Below are 15,779 nucleotides of genomic sequence, written 5' to 3'. Positions count from 1 at the left end.
CCTGAAGCCTAAAGAAAACTCCCGCAAACACATCCGGTAATGAACGTCAGCATCGTCGGGAGCGGCTACGTCGGCACCACTGTCGCCGCCTGCTTCGCCGACTATGGTCACGAGGTGACGAACATCGATATCGACGAGCAACTTGTCGACTCCATCAACGCGGCCGACGCTCGGATTCACGAACTCGGCCTCGACGACCTCGTCGCCGAATACGGTGGGGGGCCGACTGCGGGCGACCACCGACTATGCTGCAGTTCGGGAAACAGACGTCACGTTCCTCACACTACCGACACCGTCCCGCGAGGACATCGATCTCGACATCATGGAAGCGGGCGCGCAGTCGCTCGGTGAGGCGCTATCCTCCGACGACTCGCATCTAGTCGTGGTCAAGTCCACGGTCGTTCCCGGCACCACCGAGGAGACCGTCGCCCCGATACCCGCCGATACCTCTGGGAAGACGCTCGACGAAGACTTCCACATGGCGATGAACCCCAAGTTCCTCCGGAAGGGGAGCGCGGTAGCGGACTTCCGGGACCCAGACAAGGTCGTCCTTGGCACTAGAACTGAACTTGCCCTCGACATCTTCAGGAAATCTAAGTAACCAGTCAGGAGTTCCGGACGAGCGGTTCGTACCACTCCCGATTTGCCCGGTACCAGTCGGTGAACTGCTTGACGCCCTCTCGGATGGTCGTTGTCGGTTCGTAGCCGATGAGTTCGTTGGCCTTCGAGATGTCGGCGTGCGTATGCTCGGCGTCGGCGTCGTTGCGCTCGCCGAACTCCAGTTCGAGGTCGGGCGCGAGTTGGTCGCGTATCTCCTCAGCCAAGACCCGAATCTCGATGTTGTCGGTACTCCCGACGTTCATCGCCTCGCCGTCAGCCGCGTCGGTGTCAAGAAGCGTCCGGTTCGCTTCCACCACGTCGCCGACGAAGGTGAAGTCCCGCGTCTGGGTGCCGTCACCGTAGATGACCGGCGGCTCGCCGTTCATGCACCGCGAGACGAAGTTGCTAATGGCCATGTTCGGGCGCATCCGCGGGCCGTACACCGTAAAGTACCGCAACGAGACGGTCGGCAGGCCGTAGACCTCGTTGTAGACGCGCGCGTACTGCTCCTGAGCCACCTTCGAGGCGCCGTAGGGGCTGACCGGCGTGTTCGGGTGGTCCTCGTCGTAGGGCAGGTATTCGGGTTTACCGTACACCGACGACGACGACGCGACGACGACGCGCTCGGTGTCCGAACTTCGGGCGGCCTCCAGCACGTTGAGCGTGCCCGAGACGTTGATGTCGTTGACCTTCTGGGGCTCCTCGACGCTGGTCCGGACGCCGGCTTGGGCGGCCTGATGGAAGATTACGTCGGCGTCGGCGACCTGCTCGCCGACGACTTCCTCGTCGCGCACGTCGCCTTCGACCAGTTCGTAACTGCCGTCGCCTTCCGCGGCCGCTTCGCGCGCCGCCTCGACGTTGTGCTCCTTGATTCCCGTGTCGTAGAACGGCTCGAAGTTGTCGAGCGCGACCACGTCGTGGCCGTCGCTGGCGAACCCTTCCGCGAGGTGGCCGCCGATGAACCCGGCACCGCCGGTAACGAGTATTCGCATCACCTACTGTTCGCAACCGCGAATAGCAAAAAGCCACTGGGTAGCTTACAGGCCGAATCTTCGGAATCCGGTGTTTACTAGTCGGTTACCCGGTCGTACACGTTACGTCGACTACGGAACAGTCTACCGACTGCTACGCGCCGACGGTGACGTTACCGCCGTTCTCGACGGCGCTCTCGGGAACTTCGACGGTCCGGTTGCCGACGGAGTACGTCCCCGCGTAGGGAACCGTCACCGAGAAGTCGCCGTCGGGACCCGCCGTAATGCTTCGTCGATACGTGAACGACGCGCCCTCGATTTCGACTTTCTTCGAGAGGGTTACCGTCTCGTTTTCCCCGACGGTTCCGGTGACGTTCGCGCCCGGCACCAGCGAGAACACCTTCACCGACCCGTCGTCGCTCGCGTAGAGCGCCTTGTAGTGGCCGGCACCGCTGGCACCGTTCGGTCCGGCGCTTCCGAACCGCTTGTGGAATCTCGCGTAGTTGATCTTCGGTGCGGCCCGCCCGTTCAAATTGACGTTCTTCGTCACGACGAAGCCGACCTTTTCGTGCAACTTTTGATATTGTGCCGCGGGGTCCGATGACCTGAGGAACGGTGCGTACCGTCGATACGCGAAGCCGTACGACCTTGACTCGCCATTGACGAAGTAGTTGTACATCCGGTTGCGGCCCCACTTGCTCAAGACGTAGTTGTTCGGGTACTCCAAGCCCTGTCGCTCTGCGTAGCCGTCTATCCACGTCGCGGCCTCGAATTTGTCGTCCACAATCTTCACCTGTTGGTGACGGACCGCGGTCTGGACGCCGCCCGCGCTGACGAGAAACAGCAGCAGAACCGCGAGCGTCGCGGCCGTCCCTCTGTCGGGGAGTCCGAGCGTGCGTCGAGTGGAACCGTCCGCATCGTTCTCGGCTCGCGGGTCGTCCTCGCCGAAGCCGAACTGCGAGAGCAAATCGACCTTCGCGGCGAACACGAGGAAGCCGTAACCGGCCAACACCGCCGCGAACGGTGCGAGTTCGCCGACGAATCGGCGCTGGAACGCCGCAAGCACGAGGAAGTACCAGCCGTACGTGCAGACGACCAGCCACGGGACGTGGTCGCGTCGGTACGCTCGCCACGAGAGCAGCGCGAGCGTCGGCACCGCGAGCAGCCACGCGAAGCCGAGTTCGAGAATGGGGCCGATGAAGAATCCGGCCGGACCGCCCGCGAAGAGAGACTGAGTCTCGGCCGCGCCGGATTTGAACAGGAGGAAGTCGAGTTGACGGTACAACCGATTCGCGTACGTCGGCAGGACGAACTGGAGGAGCGCTAGCGCGCTCAGTGCGCCCGCGACCTCCGCTCCGCCGAGGACGAACGCGGGCATCCCCGCCCGCCGAACCGCCTCGCCGGCAAGCGAGACGGCGAGAACTCCGACGAGCAACAGCGCCGGGGAGTAGGCCACTACGTCGGTGTGCCATCCGAAGCCGGTGTGCGCGAGGTGCGAGAGTAGGGTGGCGACCGCGAGTCCGGCGAGGAGCGACGCGCTCGCGGCGAGCGGCGACCGGTCGGCGCGCACGTCCGCGGCGGCCCGGACAGCGGCGAAGACGCCGACTGCGCCGACGAGGAGCGGTCCGGCCTCCCACGCCATCACTTGTCCGGCGACCGCGACGCCGAGCGCGGTCGCGGCCAGCCACGATTTAGGAGAGGAGAGGTCCTCGCGCTCGACGTCCGAGAGCCAGACCAGTCCGAGCGCGGTTAGCGCGAGCCACAGGTAGTCGAAGGCGTGGTGGTCGGCGAACCCGAGACCGGTCCGGTAGGCGAACGCGGGGATTACCGCGAGGAAGGTGACCGAGGCGAGACCGACCCGGCGGTCGTCGGTGACCCGGACCGCGAGCGCGTAGACGAGCGCGGCGACGACGAGCGCCGAGACGACGGGGTACCACGCCAGCACCCGCCCGGCGGCGTCGGCCCCGCCGAAAAGGTTCGTGAACCACCAGAGCGTCCCGACCATCAGCGGTTCGCTCTTCGCCACGGCACCGGGCAGGCCCGAGAGGACGCTGAAGTCGAAGACGCCGGCCGCCTCCGCCGAGAGCTGTTCGACCCAGTAGCGGTAGTAGTAGGGGTCGTTCGAAGGGAGGACGACGTACTCGCCGCGGAACACGGTCGGGAAGATGTACGTTCGCATCAGGAGAACGAACGCCAGCGCGGCGGCGAGTCCGCCCGCTTCGAGCCGCGACAGCGAGGGGAGCGATTCGAGCGAGAGCGACGGGAGGGTCGGGCCGCTCGCGTCCGCGTCGGCCACGGTTTCGGCGTCTCCGTCGAGGCTCGCCCGAACCGCGTCGGGGTCGGCGACTTCGTAGCCGTCCCCGTTCTCGGCGACGATGTCGCGGGAGACGAGTTCGCCGAAGGCGCCGGAGTCCACGGGCACGTCGTCGAATGCCCAGCCGTCGGCGCGCTCGTCTACCGCGAGGACCTCGCGGAGGTCCGATTCGAGGTCGGGTTTCTCCCCGAGGAGGTCCTCGGTCGCCTCGCGTACACTACTCATGGTGGTTGCGTAACGTGAATAGTGTATAAACCCTACGACACTCGTTTACGACAACTCTTTCTGGCGCACTATCGCTACTATGTCTATTTACAAATTCGATTGTATGTGGGTTTTACGCTGAACTGGTGGAGAATCAAGCTTCTCAGACACACCCGATAACGAGTGTAGTGCTAGACGGTGAGTTTTACTAGTACACCGTGTATTGAGCGAACCATCCCGAGGCACACCTCACAACGAGTGTAATAGCGTTTAGGGGGGACACACCCCATACCGAGTGAGCGTTGCTTATTCTTCAGTTAGGGCTTGGGTGACGACTTGGGAATCACCGAGGAGTCGATGTTCGAGGTAGCTTCCCTCACCTAACCCGCCACCAGTATGGTTGCTCTCGATGATTCCGAGGAAGGACTGTTCTTTGAGCAACCGATAGATTCGGTCTTCAGAGAGGACATCCCCGCCTTCTTGTTGAACTAATCGCTTGTACGTTTCGTAGATTTTGTGCGTCCGAAACGTATCCTGCGTCGTATTTTCTGTAAGTAACGCTAATGCTCGAAGTGCGTGTTTCACGTGGGGCGTCGTCCCGCTGATGAGTTCTCGAAAGCGGTTGACTTCGGCCTTCGTCTGCGCGTCATCGACGTGTTCGACCGTAACCATTTCATCGCCAGCCTTCTCCACGAGTCGTCCCGCTTCATAGAGGATATCGACTGCTTTTCGAGCGTCACCGTGTTCCTGTGCAGCAAGAGCGGCAGCCTTGGGTATCACATCGCTTTCGAGGACGCCTTCCGTAAACGCATCTCGTCGGTTTTCGAGGATGTTGCGAAGCTGATTTGCGTCGTACGGATGGAAGAAGAGTTCGTTATCTTGAAGACTAGAGTCGATACGCTCGTTCAATCGATCCCGATATCCGATTTTGTTACTGATACAAATCACGCCGACGTGAGCATCAGATTTTCCGCTTTCGCGTGCACGTGAGAGACTACGGAGAATCTCGTTGTTTTCGAGCTTATCGATTTCGTCGAGGATGACCACGTAGGACTCGATCCCGTGTTCGTCAAGCAACTCCCAAACGATATCACGATAATCTGATGACGCTATTCCGACACGGGGAACATTGACATCTGCACCAAGATTCTCACATAACTCCTGCGCCATTTCTCGACTGGCTTTGGCTTCGGTCTGATAGTCCGAACAGTCGATGTAGGAATATTGGAACGAGCTACTGTTCTCAAGAGCTTTCCGATGAGCTTCCCGGGTCGTACACCTCGTCACGAGGGACTTTCCAGTCCCAGTTTTTCCGTATATAATTATCGTCTCTGGTGGTCCACCTTGAGTCGCCGGTCCGAGTGCACTACCGACTTCTCGCACCTCTTCATCACGGCCGACAACTCGGTTTAGTTTCGGAACGTGGCCGACACGAAGTAGTTCACGATCTGCAAAGATATCTCCTGTCTCGAATATATCGTCAAAATCCGACTTAGACGAGTCTTCCATTACAGGCCGTTCCCACTACTATGTATTAAATATAGCGATGCCACCTAACGAGTGAATCACTTCAAAACCCCACGATCGAGACTAAGATGTGGAGAAATATTTGTTTATATGTGTAACACACGTAATAGACACACCTTGGAACGAGTGAAACCATAGGGGTAGCAATGAATGAGTGTCTCTCTACGAAGACGATCTCTCATTTGTAGTGTTTCTCCAGCCTACTCTTCATTCGTTGTAGACGCTGTAAACGAACATTCGAAGCTAACTTTGAGGGTTTTACTCGTTACTGGGTGTATCGCTACGAGTTGGCCTCGGTCAAGAATTCCGTTCTTAAATATTCACTCGTTGTGGGGTGTGTCTCACTTTTTGGCTGCACCGTCGTCCGTCAACCGGAAAGCGTCTTTTATTGGGGGAACTCTGAACACCTTCGATACGAAGATAGATGAAGGAAACACCGACTGAGAGACTACGAACGGCCCTCAAATGCCGTTACTCTGGTCCGATAGCGAGCTTAACTCCCCGAAAGTAAGAGCAGTCAGTCAACAATTCTGGACAAGCGGCTCGTACCATCCTCCATTCCCTCGGTACCATTCAGTGAACGCTCCGACGCCTTTTCGGATGGTCGTCGGCTCGTAGCTGGTGAGTTCCTTTGCTTTCGACCAGAACATCAAATCAACAGTCTCCTTGGATCCGCTGATTGAGGTGGCCGAAAGACCCGTGCGTACACTCGCTTCTACAAGACGCCACTGGACCAGTTGCCCGGAAAGACCCAATAGCGTCTGCTGCCCTCCTCTACACCCCGTAGATAAGCCGAAAGAAGCGGTGTCGAGGAGGGGTGTAGCAAATGGGTGGTGTCTTCTGACCCGTTTAGAGAAAGGGAGGGGAACTACGTGGTTCTTCAGACGGCAGAACGAAGCGCTAAGTACCGGATGTAGAATATGAGGCGCTAGAGTGGCCCATGATTCAAATGGATTTTTCGAGCGACTAGATGGGTGTAGGCTGCTGTTTTCTCAAACCACGCCACTACGCGCTTAGAATGTATCTTTATCACTCTCATACTACCCTGACGGAAATGAGGGGTAGAGGCCCACAGAATGCTGTTCTTCCTGTAGCAGCCTGATTTAAGGTGCTTAGCGGTACGAATCCCGAATCACCTGAATTCGCCGGTAAAACAGGAGGTGTACCGGTGAATTCTGATTTTACGCCTGACGACGCTACTCTGCCGCTACCAGAACCGGTCTCACGGCGTCGGAACCGACGACCACATCTCTCGGAGAACGTCGTATTGGAACACTATAAGCAGATTACTAGCGAAAGCGCACTCTCTCGCGCGACCGAACCTCATTCACTATCCATACTCTGGTTTACACCCCCTCTAGACGCCGTAACTTCCGGAAGAGAGTCGATTTGTAGAGTAGCATTTGGAAGTCCTCACGGCCATCTTCGCGCCGAACGCACGTGCCAGAGGGGTGTAGAACCGCTTCGTGAATCACTAGCACAGCGTCAAACGGACAGGGCTTTCCGCATCCTTCTCGGTCTCCCTTACATGACCACAGAACAAACCGAAAACCGCTCCGACCCAACTGCACACCACGTCGGCGTGACGGTGACGGACCTCGACCGTGCGGTCGCGTTCTACCGTGACGCGCTGGGTCTCGACGTACTCGACCGATTCTCGGTCTCGGGCGAGGCGTTCGCCGAGGGCGTCGGCGTGCCGGGCGCGACCGGCGAGTTCGCGCACCTCGACGCCGGGTCCGCCCGCGTCGAACTCGTCGCGTACGACCCCGAAGGCGACGAAGCGGCCGCCGAGCGCGTCAACCAGCCGGGAGCGAAACACCTCGGTCTCGCGGTCGCGGACCTCGATGGCTTCTACGACGAGCTACCGCCCGCGGTCGAGACGGTGAGCGAACCGCAGACGACCGCGAGCGGGACGAAAATCCTGTTCGTTCGCGACCCGGAGGGCAACCTCGTGGAGATTCTCGAAGCGTAGGCCCGTAGGTGCGGCGAGCGCCACCGGCCGACCGGGAGAACGACCCGCAGGAACGCGCGGTCCGGCGCGCTGTCTCGGTCGGCCCGAGGCGGTCTCGGACGGTCGGCAGGTACAGGTCGCTTCGACTCCAAGCCGAAGGTATGCTCGGAGTCGTTCCGGCCGCGGGCGAGGGGACCCGCCTCCGGCCGCTGACCGACGACACGCCCAAGGGACTGGTCGAGGTCGCCGGGAGGCCCCTCCTCGCGCACGTCTTCGAGACGCTCGCGGACAGCGGCGTCGAGGAGATAGTCGTCGTGGTGGGTTACGAGGGCGACGCGATTCGGGAGTACTTCGGCGACAGCGCCGCAGGTCTCCCGCTCTCGTACGTCGAACAGGACCAGCAGTCGGGACTCGGCCACGCCGTCCTCCAAGCCGAGTCGCACGTCGATGGTCCGTTCGTCGTGTTGAACGGTGACAACGTGGTCGCGGGCGATTTGCGCGCGCAAATCGCCCGCCAGCGAGACCCCGACGTGGACGCGGTGGTCGCCGTCGAGGAAGTGGACCCCGAGACGGCGCGCGAGACCGGCGTCGTCGCGGTCGAGGACGGGAACGAGGGAGCTCCCCGGCGGGTCACCGACATCGTGGAGAAACCGGCCGACCCGCCATCGACGCTGGCGACGACGGGCGCGTACGTCCTGCCCGCCGAAGTCTTCGACGCGATCTCGCTTCTCCGGCCGTCCGCGCGCGGCGAGTACGAACTCGCCGACGCGCTCGGCGTCCTGATTCGAGCGGGCGCGCGGGTCGAGGCGATGCGGACGGACGCCGAGTTCGTGAACGTCAACGCGCCCGCCGACCGCGACGCCGCGGCGAGACTCGTCGGCGAGCGCGACTGACAAACGCGTCGGAGCGTCCGACAATGCCGCTCGGTCCCGTCGCCACCGTGTCAATCATCGTGACAATTCCGGTACTTTCAAATAGCGGTGCCGTTCTGTTCCGAACGATGCAACAGGTAACCTCGCAAGACGCGTCGGACGCGGTTCTCGGTGCGCTCGTCGGCGACGACTGCAGTTGGTGTGCGACGGGTTCTCTGGCCCGCGAGGAGTTCAAGGGCGACGCCGCGGTCGTCTGCGAAGAGTGCGGCACGCCCGCCGCTCGCGTCTGGTAGGACCGTTCTGCCCTCCACGCAGATTTCGCAGACACCGATTACTGCGATTCCGCCGATTTTCGCCGGTGGCTTACTGCTTCACAGCTACGGCTGTCGTTCACGACGAACGGTCCGCAGAAAAACGAGATCGCTTCCGACGAATTCGGTCTTCCAACCCAACCGTTAGACCGAATCTCCAACCCAAACCGCTCGACCGAGTCTCCGCTTCACCGAGGCCTCAGAACAGCGCCTCCAGTTCGTCGCCGTCGTCTCGAATCAGGCTCTCCAGGTTCTCCTCGCTCTCTTCCTCGATGTCGTCGATGTTGTCTTGGGCCTCGACTGCCACCTCCTGAAGCGCCTTCACGCGCGGGACGTCGGTGACGCCCGAGAGGAGCGTGACCGCCGCGACGTGGTCGGTGTCGCCGAGGGGGTAGTCGCCGCCCCGGACCTCCATGCTGGCGGTCTCGTTCTCCAGCCACTTCCGCCCGCGCTCTATCCCCTTCCGGTTGAGGTGGTCCTGCGGGCCGCTGACGACCACGAGCGAGCGGTCGGTGCTGCGGACCTCGCAGGGGAGCGTGAGTCGGCCGAGCGCCGCCTTCCTGACGAGGCTGGTGATGCGGTTGGTCGTCTCGGTCGCGTCGAGTTCGTCCTCGGAGAAGCGCCCGAGAAGGCCGCCGCCCGCCGTCTCGACCTGTTCGGTGGCGTAGCCGATGGTCGAGACGCCGCCGCACGACAGGGTGTTTATTATCTCGCTCGAATCCACGACGCTCTCGGCGACCGCCTCGCCCTCCCGGACCTCGCCCGCCGAGAAGAGGATGCCGAACCGCCTGACTATCTCCTCGTTGATGCGGTCGTAGCCGCCCCGAACCGACTCGCCGGTCTCGCGCCACGCGTCGTTGTCGAAGACCAGCAGGTTGTCCACCTCGTCCACGAAGGTCTTGAACGACCGCGCGGCGTTCAGCGTGTAGATGCCGCCCTCGTCCTCGGCGGGCAGGATGCCCAGTCCGTAGACGGGTTCGGTGTAGATGCGCTTGAGGTGACTCGCGAGGACGGGCGCGCCGCCCGACCCCGTGCCGCCGCCCATGCCCGCGACCACGAGGAACGCGTCTATCTCGTGGACCGGTACGTCGTCTAACGCGCCCTGAATCTCGTCGATGTCCGCTTCGGCGATGTCCGCGCCCAACTCGTTGTCCGCGCCGACGCCGTGACCCTTCACCCGCGCCTGTCCGATGAGGACGCGGTTGCGCTCGGGAATGTTCTCCAGCCCCGCGAGGTCCGCTTTCGCGGTGTTGACCGCGATGGCCGACCGGACGACGTTCGCGCCCGTCCCCCGGTCGTACTCGACGAACTTGTCCACGATCTTACCGCCAGCCTGCCCAAAGCCAATCATTGCGAGCTTCATAGTTTGGTGCCTCCCTAACGCCGATGTCTGCGAGTTACCCAGCCACTGACCGCGAGTCGTGCCGGGCTTATCGGCTGTACTTCTCCGAGTCGGCTCTCTTACCCATAGTTATACAGCGGCACACGAGGGTTCAGGTGAGGCCACACGAGTTCGAGAGACGACCCGAACCGCTCGCTCGACTCCCGTAAGCACCGCCTGAAACTGCGGCTCCCGGCATTCAGTCGCACGCGAGCGGACGCAACTTCGATGACTCGGACGACACCTCCGGTCCGGCGGGCTTCGACGCGCGTATTACGCCCGCCGGAAAACCAACTCGCATGCGCCAGTTCATCGTCCTCGGTCACGACGCCCCGACGACCCCCGACTTCTCGTTGGACGACCTCGCGGGCGGCGCGGGCCGCCTCGACGTGCTGTGTCGGTGCGTCAACTCCGCGTTCTTCCTCTCGCACGCGATTCGGGAGGACGTGCGCGTCTTCCTCGTCCTGAGCGACTCGGTGACTGTCCGGTTCGAGGGGTCGGAGCTTCGGCGACTCAACCCGGACGAGCGAAGCACGGCGGCCCTGATTCGCGGCGCGCTCGAAGAGAAGGGCGAGGCCATCGGCCACATGGAAGCGGAGAGTTCGCCGGGCGTCCACGTCTCGAAGCGCGGCTTCGAACCGGTGTTAGCGGAGGCCGCGCGCGGCGGGACGGTCGTCCAACTCCACGAGGAGGGCGACCCGGTCGTGGCGGTCGAACCGCCCGAGAACCCGGTGTTCGTCCTCTCGGACCACCACGACTTCGGCGACGAGGAAGCGTCCCTGCTCGCGGAGGCGGCCGACCGGCGCGTGCGCCTCGGCCCGGAACTGCTCCACGCCGACCACGCGATTACGGTCGCGCACAACTACCTCGACACCGACGGTTTCGAGCGGTACTGACGCCGGTTTCGGGTTCCGCGGCGATACCGCGGAGAGGGTGCGCGAATCGACACCGACCGCCCGGCGCGTTCCGAAGTTTTCTCACCGGCGCGTGCGGGCGCGACCGCTTGCGGTCGCGCCCATCGCGCGAGGTCCGTGCGAACGGACGTGAGCGCACGGCTCGTCGGAACTCGCTTCCGACGGTGGACGGCGGCCGCCTCGTGCGGCGCGAGGTTGGGAAGGCGTGAGGCCCTCGCGGTGCCGTGAGGTGCGGTAGACTCCTATGTTCAAGCCTGAAGCTAGCTCTTTTCTGAATACCTCCGACGTTGACCCCAAAACCAAACTCCCACCTCCGACACGGCGAAGACCAGTCCACCGAACCCCGACCCGACTCCACCGCGAGAACGACACCCTCACGGTCGCCGAGTCACACCACCGAGTATGCGAGTCAGCGTTATCGGCGGGAGTACCGTCACCGAATCGGAGGCCCGAACCGCCGAGAACGTCGGACGTCGCCTCGCCCAGCGCGGTCACACCGTCGTCTGCGGCGGCTTGGGCGGCGTCATGGAAGCGGCCTGTCGCGGTGCGAGCGAGACGGGCGGCCGGACCATCGGCGTCCTCCCCGGCGAGGACCGCACCGCCGCGAACCCCTACGTGGACGTGGCGATAGCCACGGGACTGGGCCACGCTCGGAACGCGCTAGTCGTGATGAACGGCGACGCCGTCATCGCGGTGGACGGCGGCGTCGGTACGCTCTCGGAGGTCGGGTTCGCGGGCGTGTTCGACCGCCCGATAGCGGGCATCGACACCCACGACGCGCCCGGCGTCGAAGCGGTCGAGTCGGCCGCCGACGCGGTGGCCTACGTCGAGGACGCCGTGGACGCTCCGTGACAGAGATAGCTAGCGGAGTTCTTGAAGTGGGTGTGTATTTCTCTCAGACGTGTGTAGGTGGTCTTCGACATTCTATTTGTATCTCTGCTTCGCTTCCGACGGACGTGACGCCGACGACCGTCCCGGCGGTTCCGACGACCGCCCCGAACCTGCAACAATCCTCAAGCCCGTCCGACCGGTACAGCAAGCAATGCCACTCTCCGAAGAGCAGTGGGAGCAGGCCGAACCGGACCAGAACGTCGTCGAACTCGTCTACGGCTTCCTCGAATCCGAGAAGCCGACCGCCTACTCCATCGAGGAGATATTCACGCAGGCGGAGGCGAACGTCCAGCGGGACTCCGACTCGACGTGGGAGGACGTGGGGGCGCTCCTCGGCGAGCAGTCGGCCGAAGACCAGTACCGGTGGGCGTTCGAGTACCTCGTCCACGCCGGCGAACTGGAGAAGCGAACCGCGATGGACGACGGCGAGCGAGTCGAGTTCTACCGCGCGACGTAATCGAGCGCCGCGAGAGGAGTCCCGCCCGACCGGTCGGGCGAATCCGGAAGGATTAAACTTCCGACCGCCTTCTGTCCACCTGCGGGCCGGTGGGGTAGCTTGGTATCCTTCGGCCTTCGGGTGGCCGTAACCGCGATTCGAATTCGCGCCGGCCCACTTCTCCCGCAACGTTTCGTTCCTGAGCGACGGTGACCCTCTCGCGTTCTCGACTCCGACTTCGACGTGTTCCTCGAATGACCCGAGCGTTCGCAGTGCGTTCGACGTGTCAGAACCGACGGGTGAGGCGCGGCGAACAACGTTTTATACCTGCCGTAGAATCGGTGAACAACGACAATGGCGACTGCCACAGGCGTCACGCCCCACCGCCCTCGGAGTCCGCTCGACCGCGAGAAGCGCCGGACCCGGCGTACACTCCCGACCGATACAGTTCGCATCGCTCCCGAGGCATGACGGTCAGCGACGACGCGCCGGACCGAACCGCCGCGGACCGAGACGACGCGGACCGAGACGACGCGACCGACCGCGACCCTAGCGACGAGTTCGAACGCGCGAACCCCATCGACGCCGAGCCGTCGGGCTCACGTGCCGAAGCGTCCGGGTCGCACGTCGAAACGTCCGGGTCCCACACCGAATCATCGGGGTCGCACGCGGAAGCGTCCGCGCCGTCCGCCGAAGACGCCGCCAGCGACGACCGCCTCGCCATCCCCGTCGAGACCATCGCGGTGCTGAACTGGCTCGGCGACATCGGCGTGGACGGCGTCGAGTCGCGGCTGAACAAGGTCCCGGTCGGCGACCTCTCGGCTCGGACCGAACACGTCAAAATCGGCTACGCCGGTGCCGAGACCGTCGGCGACCAGTTCGGCGTCGCCGACCGCGCCGGGGCGCGAGTCCACCTCCGCGAGCCGTTCGCGGGTACCGTCCTCGTCCTCTTCCCGGTCAAGAGCGCGAACCGCGCGGCGTCGCTCATGCTCCAGAGCGCGGTCGAAGACGTGGAGTCGGTCGTCTCGACGCCGATGGGCCGGGACGCGCTGACCGAACTCTGCAACGCGATGGCGAACGGCTTCGTGGACGAGTGGGCCGAACTGTTCGACACGCCCATCGACACCGGCCCGCCCGTCGCGGTCCAGAACCCCGAGTTGACGCTCGTCCAGCGCATCGCCTCGGTCGCCGACGTGGGGCTGTATCTCGCGGCGCGCCTCCGGATTCCGGAACACGACGTGGAGGCGAGCGTCTTCGTCTTCCCCGGCGACGAGGCGTTCGTGCGCGAACTCTCGAAACTCGACCTCGACGTCATCGACCGCTGAGTTCCGGCGACCCTCGAACCGGTCCTCGACCGCTCGGACCGCAACGTTTCTGTCTGCGGCGCGAGACGCTCCACTGTGTCCGACCTCGACGCACTCGACCACTCGTCCCACGTCCGGCGCGCGATCGACCTCGCCCGCGAGGCGGGCGACCGCGGCGACGGCCCGTACGGGTCGCTGCTGGTCCGCGACGGCGAAGTCGTGATGGAGGAGACCAACCGCGAGAACACGGACGACGACATCGCGCTCCACCCGGAACTCACGCTCGCCCGCCGCGCGGCCCGCGAGTTCTCCCCGGCCGAGCGCGCCGAGACCGTGATGTACACCAGCACGGAACCGTGTCCGATGTGTGCGGGCGGCATCGCCATCGCGGGCCTCGGCGGCGTCGTCTACAGCGTCTCGGCGAAGCGACTCGGCGAGGAGTTCGGTGGCCCAAACGGCGTTCCCTGCGGGGAAATCTTCGAGCGCCGCGGCCGGGAGATTCCGGTCGTCGGCGACGTGCTGGCCGACGAGGGGATGGCACTTCACCGCGAGTTCCGGTAGCCCGGCCGCGGACCGGGACCGGGACCGGCGGCGGCCGACCGGTCGCAAGTCTCTTGCGAACGCGGGCGTTTCCTTCATACCTCATGGAAGTACTCGTCGCAGGTTCGCACGGACAGGTCGGACAGCACGTCACCGAACGACTCGCCGAGAGCGACCACCGAGTGCGGGGGATGGTCCGCGACGAGGCACAGCGGTCCGATATCGCCGACCTCGGTGCCGAACCGGTCCTCGCTGACTTGACCGAGGATGTGACTCACGCGGTGGAGGGATGCGACGCCGTTATCTTCGCCGCTGGCTCGGGCGGCGACGACGTGTGGGGCGTGGACCGCGACGGCGCGGTGAACCTCGTCGAGGCCGCCGAAGCCGAGGGTGCCGACCGGTTCGTCATGCTGAGTTCCATCAACGCCGACTCGCCCGACGAGAGCCCCGAGGAACTCCGGGAGTACCTCGAAGCGAAGGCGGAGGCCGACGAACACCTCCGCGAGAGCGACCTGACGTACACCATCGTCCGTCCGGGCGCGCTGACGAACGAGGCGGGGACCGGCCGGATTCGGACCGGCGCGGACCTCGACCGCGAGGGCGACGAGATTCCCCGCGAGGACGTGGCCGAGACGCTCGTCACTGCGCTTCCGATGGAGAGTACCCACGGACGCACCTTCGAGGTGCTGTCCGGCGACGAGCCGATAGAGTCGGCGTTGGCGGACCCGCTGAACGAGAAGTGAGCGCGACCGCGAACGGAGACGACCCTCGCCGCCGCGTTCGCCCCGCGGGACACGACCCTTTTGTCCGTGCCGCCCCGAGTGAGAGCGATGACAGAGCAGTTCGACGCGCCCGTCGAATCGACCGATGACGCCGCCGAGCGCCGCGACGAAGTGGTCGCTCGGGTCCGGGACCACGCCGGGACCATCGCCCGCGAACTCGCCCTGCTTCAGGGCGGCGACTACGGCAAGCGGAGCTTCGAGACCGACGACGGCGAGTGGACCGTCAAGTACGAGGCGGGCGAGTTACAGTTCCTCCTGTTCGAGGGCCGGAAGGCCGAGACCTACGTCGTCTCGACCCACCAGCCGCCCGACCCCGAGGACCTCGCCGACGCGATGACCGACTACGAGAACTTCGTCGCGTCGTTCAACCGCTACGTCCGGTCGCTCGAAGGCGTGTTAGACGAGGTGGCCGCCGAGTTCCCCGACGTGGCCTCCACCGAGTCGGTCGTCGCCGAGCGCGAGCTCGTCCTCGGGCGCGTCCGCGAGGTCGCCGACCGGATGGCCCACCAACTCGCGCGCTACGAGGGCGGCGAGTACGGCACTTACGGGACCCGCGTCGCCGGCAACCGCTGGGAACTTAAGTGGGAGGAGAGCGGCGCGTCGTACCTCCGGGTCGGCGGCGAGGGCGGCATCTACCTCCTCTCGCAGTACCAACCGCCGTCGGCCCACGACGTGCGGCGTCTCGCCGAGGACGTGCCCGCGTTCGTCGAGGCGTTCAACGAGTACGTCGAGGACCTCGACGCGAGTCTCGACGGCGTGTCGCTCTGAAAAATCGACCGCA

At 63.9% G+C, this 15,779-nt stretch carries 14 protein-coding genes, 1 tRNA gene and 1 pseudogene; 12 read left to right on the top strand and 4 right to left on the bottom strand.

Annotation, left to right across the window (positions count from 1 at the left end; all coding sequences use genetic code 11):
- Window positions 1-39: 39 nt before the first annotated feature.
- Window positions 40-583 (top strand): annotated as a pseudogene (locus M0R88_RS04060) (3-hydroxyacyl-CoA dehydrogenase NAD-binding domain-containing protein); the annotation flags it as partial.
- 22 nt (window positions 584-605) lie between these two features.
- On the opposite strand, the gene M0R88_RS04055 reads toward M0R88_RS04060, so the two are convergent.
- From M0R88_RS04055 to M0R88_RS04045, 3 genes are all read right to left on the bottom strand, one after another.
- Complete coding sequence (locus tag M0R88_RS04055) at window positions 606-1,592, bottom strand: SDR family NAD(P)-dependent oxidoreductase (protein WP_248655689.1); 987 nt, start codon at window positions 1,590-1,592, stop codon at window positions 606-608.
- Window positions 1,593-1,725: 133 nt separating this feature from the next.
- Entirely contained in the window at window positions 1,726-4,110 is a 2,385-nt protein-coding gene (locus M0R88_RS04050; protein ID WP_248655688.1) for an STT3 domain-containing protein, read from the bottom strand.
- 285 nt (window positions 4,111-4,395) lie between these two features.
- The gene (locus M0R88_RS04045; protein WP_248655687.1) at window positions 4,396-5,598 is read right to left on the bottom strand and encodes a Cdc6/Cdc18 family protein; all 1,203 of its coding nucleotides are present in this window, start codon (window positions 5,596-5,598) and stop codon (window positions 4,396-4,398) included.
- A gap of 1,546 nt (window positions 5,599-7,144) precedes the next feature.
- Here M0R88_RS04045 and M0R88_RS04035 point away from each other — a divergent pair.
- The 3 genes from M0R88_RS04035 to M0R88_RS04025 all read left to right on the top strand — a co-directional run bounded on the left by M0R88_RS04035 (window position 7,145) and on the right by M0R88_RS04025 (window position 8,732).
- Entirely contained in the window at window positions 7,145-7,588 is a 444-nt protein-coding gene (locus M0R88_RS04035; protein WP_248655686.1) for a VOC family protein, read from the top strand.
- A 140-nt stretch (window positions 7,589-7,728) separates the two neighbouring features.
- Complete coding sequence (locus tag M0R88_RS04030; protein WP_248655685.1) at window positions 7,729-8,460, top strand: sugar phosphate nucleotidyltransferase; 732 nt, start codon at window positions 7,729-7,731, stop codon at window positions 8,458-8,460.
- A 107-nt stretch (window positions 8,461-8,567) separates the two neighbouring features.
- Window positions 8,568-8,732, top strand: a complete 165-nt coding sequence (locus M0R88_RS04025; RefSeq protein WP_248655684.1) for an HVO_A0556 family zinc finger protein — start codon at window positions 8,568-8,570, stop codon at window positions 8,730-8,732.
- A 217-nt stretch (window positions 8,733-8,949) separates the two neighbouring features.
- Here M0R88_RS04025 and M0R88_RS04020 read toward each other — a convergent pair whose 3' ends face one another.
- The gene (locus M0R88_RS04020; RefSeq protein WP_248655683.1) at window positions 8,950-10,113 is read right to left on the bottom strand and encodes a tubulin/FtsZ family protein; all 1,164 of its coding nucleotides are present in this window, start codon (window positions 10,111-10,113) and stop codon (window positions 8,950-8,952) included.
- A 317-nt stretch (window positions 10,114-10,430) separates the two neighbouring features.
- On the opposite strand from M0R88_RS04020, the gene trmY reads away from it, so the two are divergent.
- The 8 genes from trmY (at window position 10,431) to M0R88_RS03980 (ending at window position 15,766) form a co-directional block, all read left to right on the top strand.
- Complete coding sequence (gene trmY, locus M0R88_RS04015; RefSeq protein ID WP_248655682.1) at window positions 10,431-11,027, top strand: tRNA (pseudouridine(54)-N(1))-methyltransferase TrmY; 597 nt, start codon at window positions 10,431-10,433, stop codon at window positions 11,025-11,027.
- Window positions 11,028-11,447: 420 nt separating this feature from the next.
- Window positions 11,448-11,897, top strand: a complete 450-nt coding sequence (locus M0R88_RS04010; protein ID WP_248655681.1) for a TIGR00725 family protein — start codon at window positions 11,448-11,450, stop codon at window positions 11,895-11,897.
- A 190-nt stretch (window positions 11,898-12,087) separates the two neighbouring features.
- Window positions 12,088-12,393, top strand: coding sequence for a hypothetical protein (locus M0R88_RS04005; RefSeq protein ID WP_248655680.1), 306 nt, complete (start codon window positions 12,088-12,090; stop codon window positions 12,391-12,393).
- 83 nt (window positions 12,394-12,476) lie between these two features.
- Window positions 12,477-12,549, top strand: a tRNA-Pro gene (locus M0R88_RS04000).
- 290 nt (window positions 12,550-12,839) lie between these two features.
- Window positions 12,840-13,697, top strand: coding sequence for a chemotaxis protein CheC (locus M0R88_RS03995; RefSeq protein WP_248655679.1), 858 nt, complete (start codon window positions 12,840-12,842; stop codon window positions 13,695-13,697).
- Between the two features lie 75 nt (window positions 13,698-13,772).
- Window positions 13,773-14,237, top strand: coding sequence for a nucleoside deaminase (locus M0R88_RS03990; protein ID WP_248655678.1), 465 nt, complete (start codon window positions 13,773-13,775; stop codon window positions 14,235-14,237).
- An 83-nt stretch (window positions 14,238-14,320) separates the two neighbouring features.
- A complete protein-coding gene (locus tag M0R88_RS03985) occupies window positions 14,321-14,959 on the top strand; it encodes an SDR family oxidoreductase (RefSeq protein WP_248655677.1) in 639 nt (212 codons plus the stop codon).
- An 87-nt stretch (window positions 14,960-15,046) separates the two neighbouring features.
- Window positions 15,047-15,766: a profilin-fold protein gene (locus tag M0R88_RS03980; RefSeq protein ID WP_248655676.1), complete on the top strand. Its 720-nt coding sequence runs from the start codon at window positions 15,047-15,049 to the stop codon at window positions 15,764-15,766.
- Window positions 15,767-15,779 lie beyond the last annotated feature (13 nt).

The organism is Halorussus gelatinilyticus (genome assembly GCF_023238445.1).
Taxonomy (GTDB): Archaea; Halobacteriota; Halobacteria; order Halobacteriales; family Haladaptataceae; genus Halorussus; species Halorussus gelatinilyticus.
This window is presented reverse-complemented; position numbering and strand designations above follow the sequence as displayed.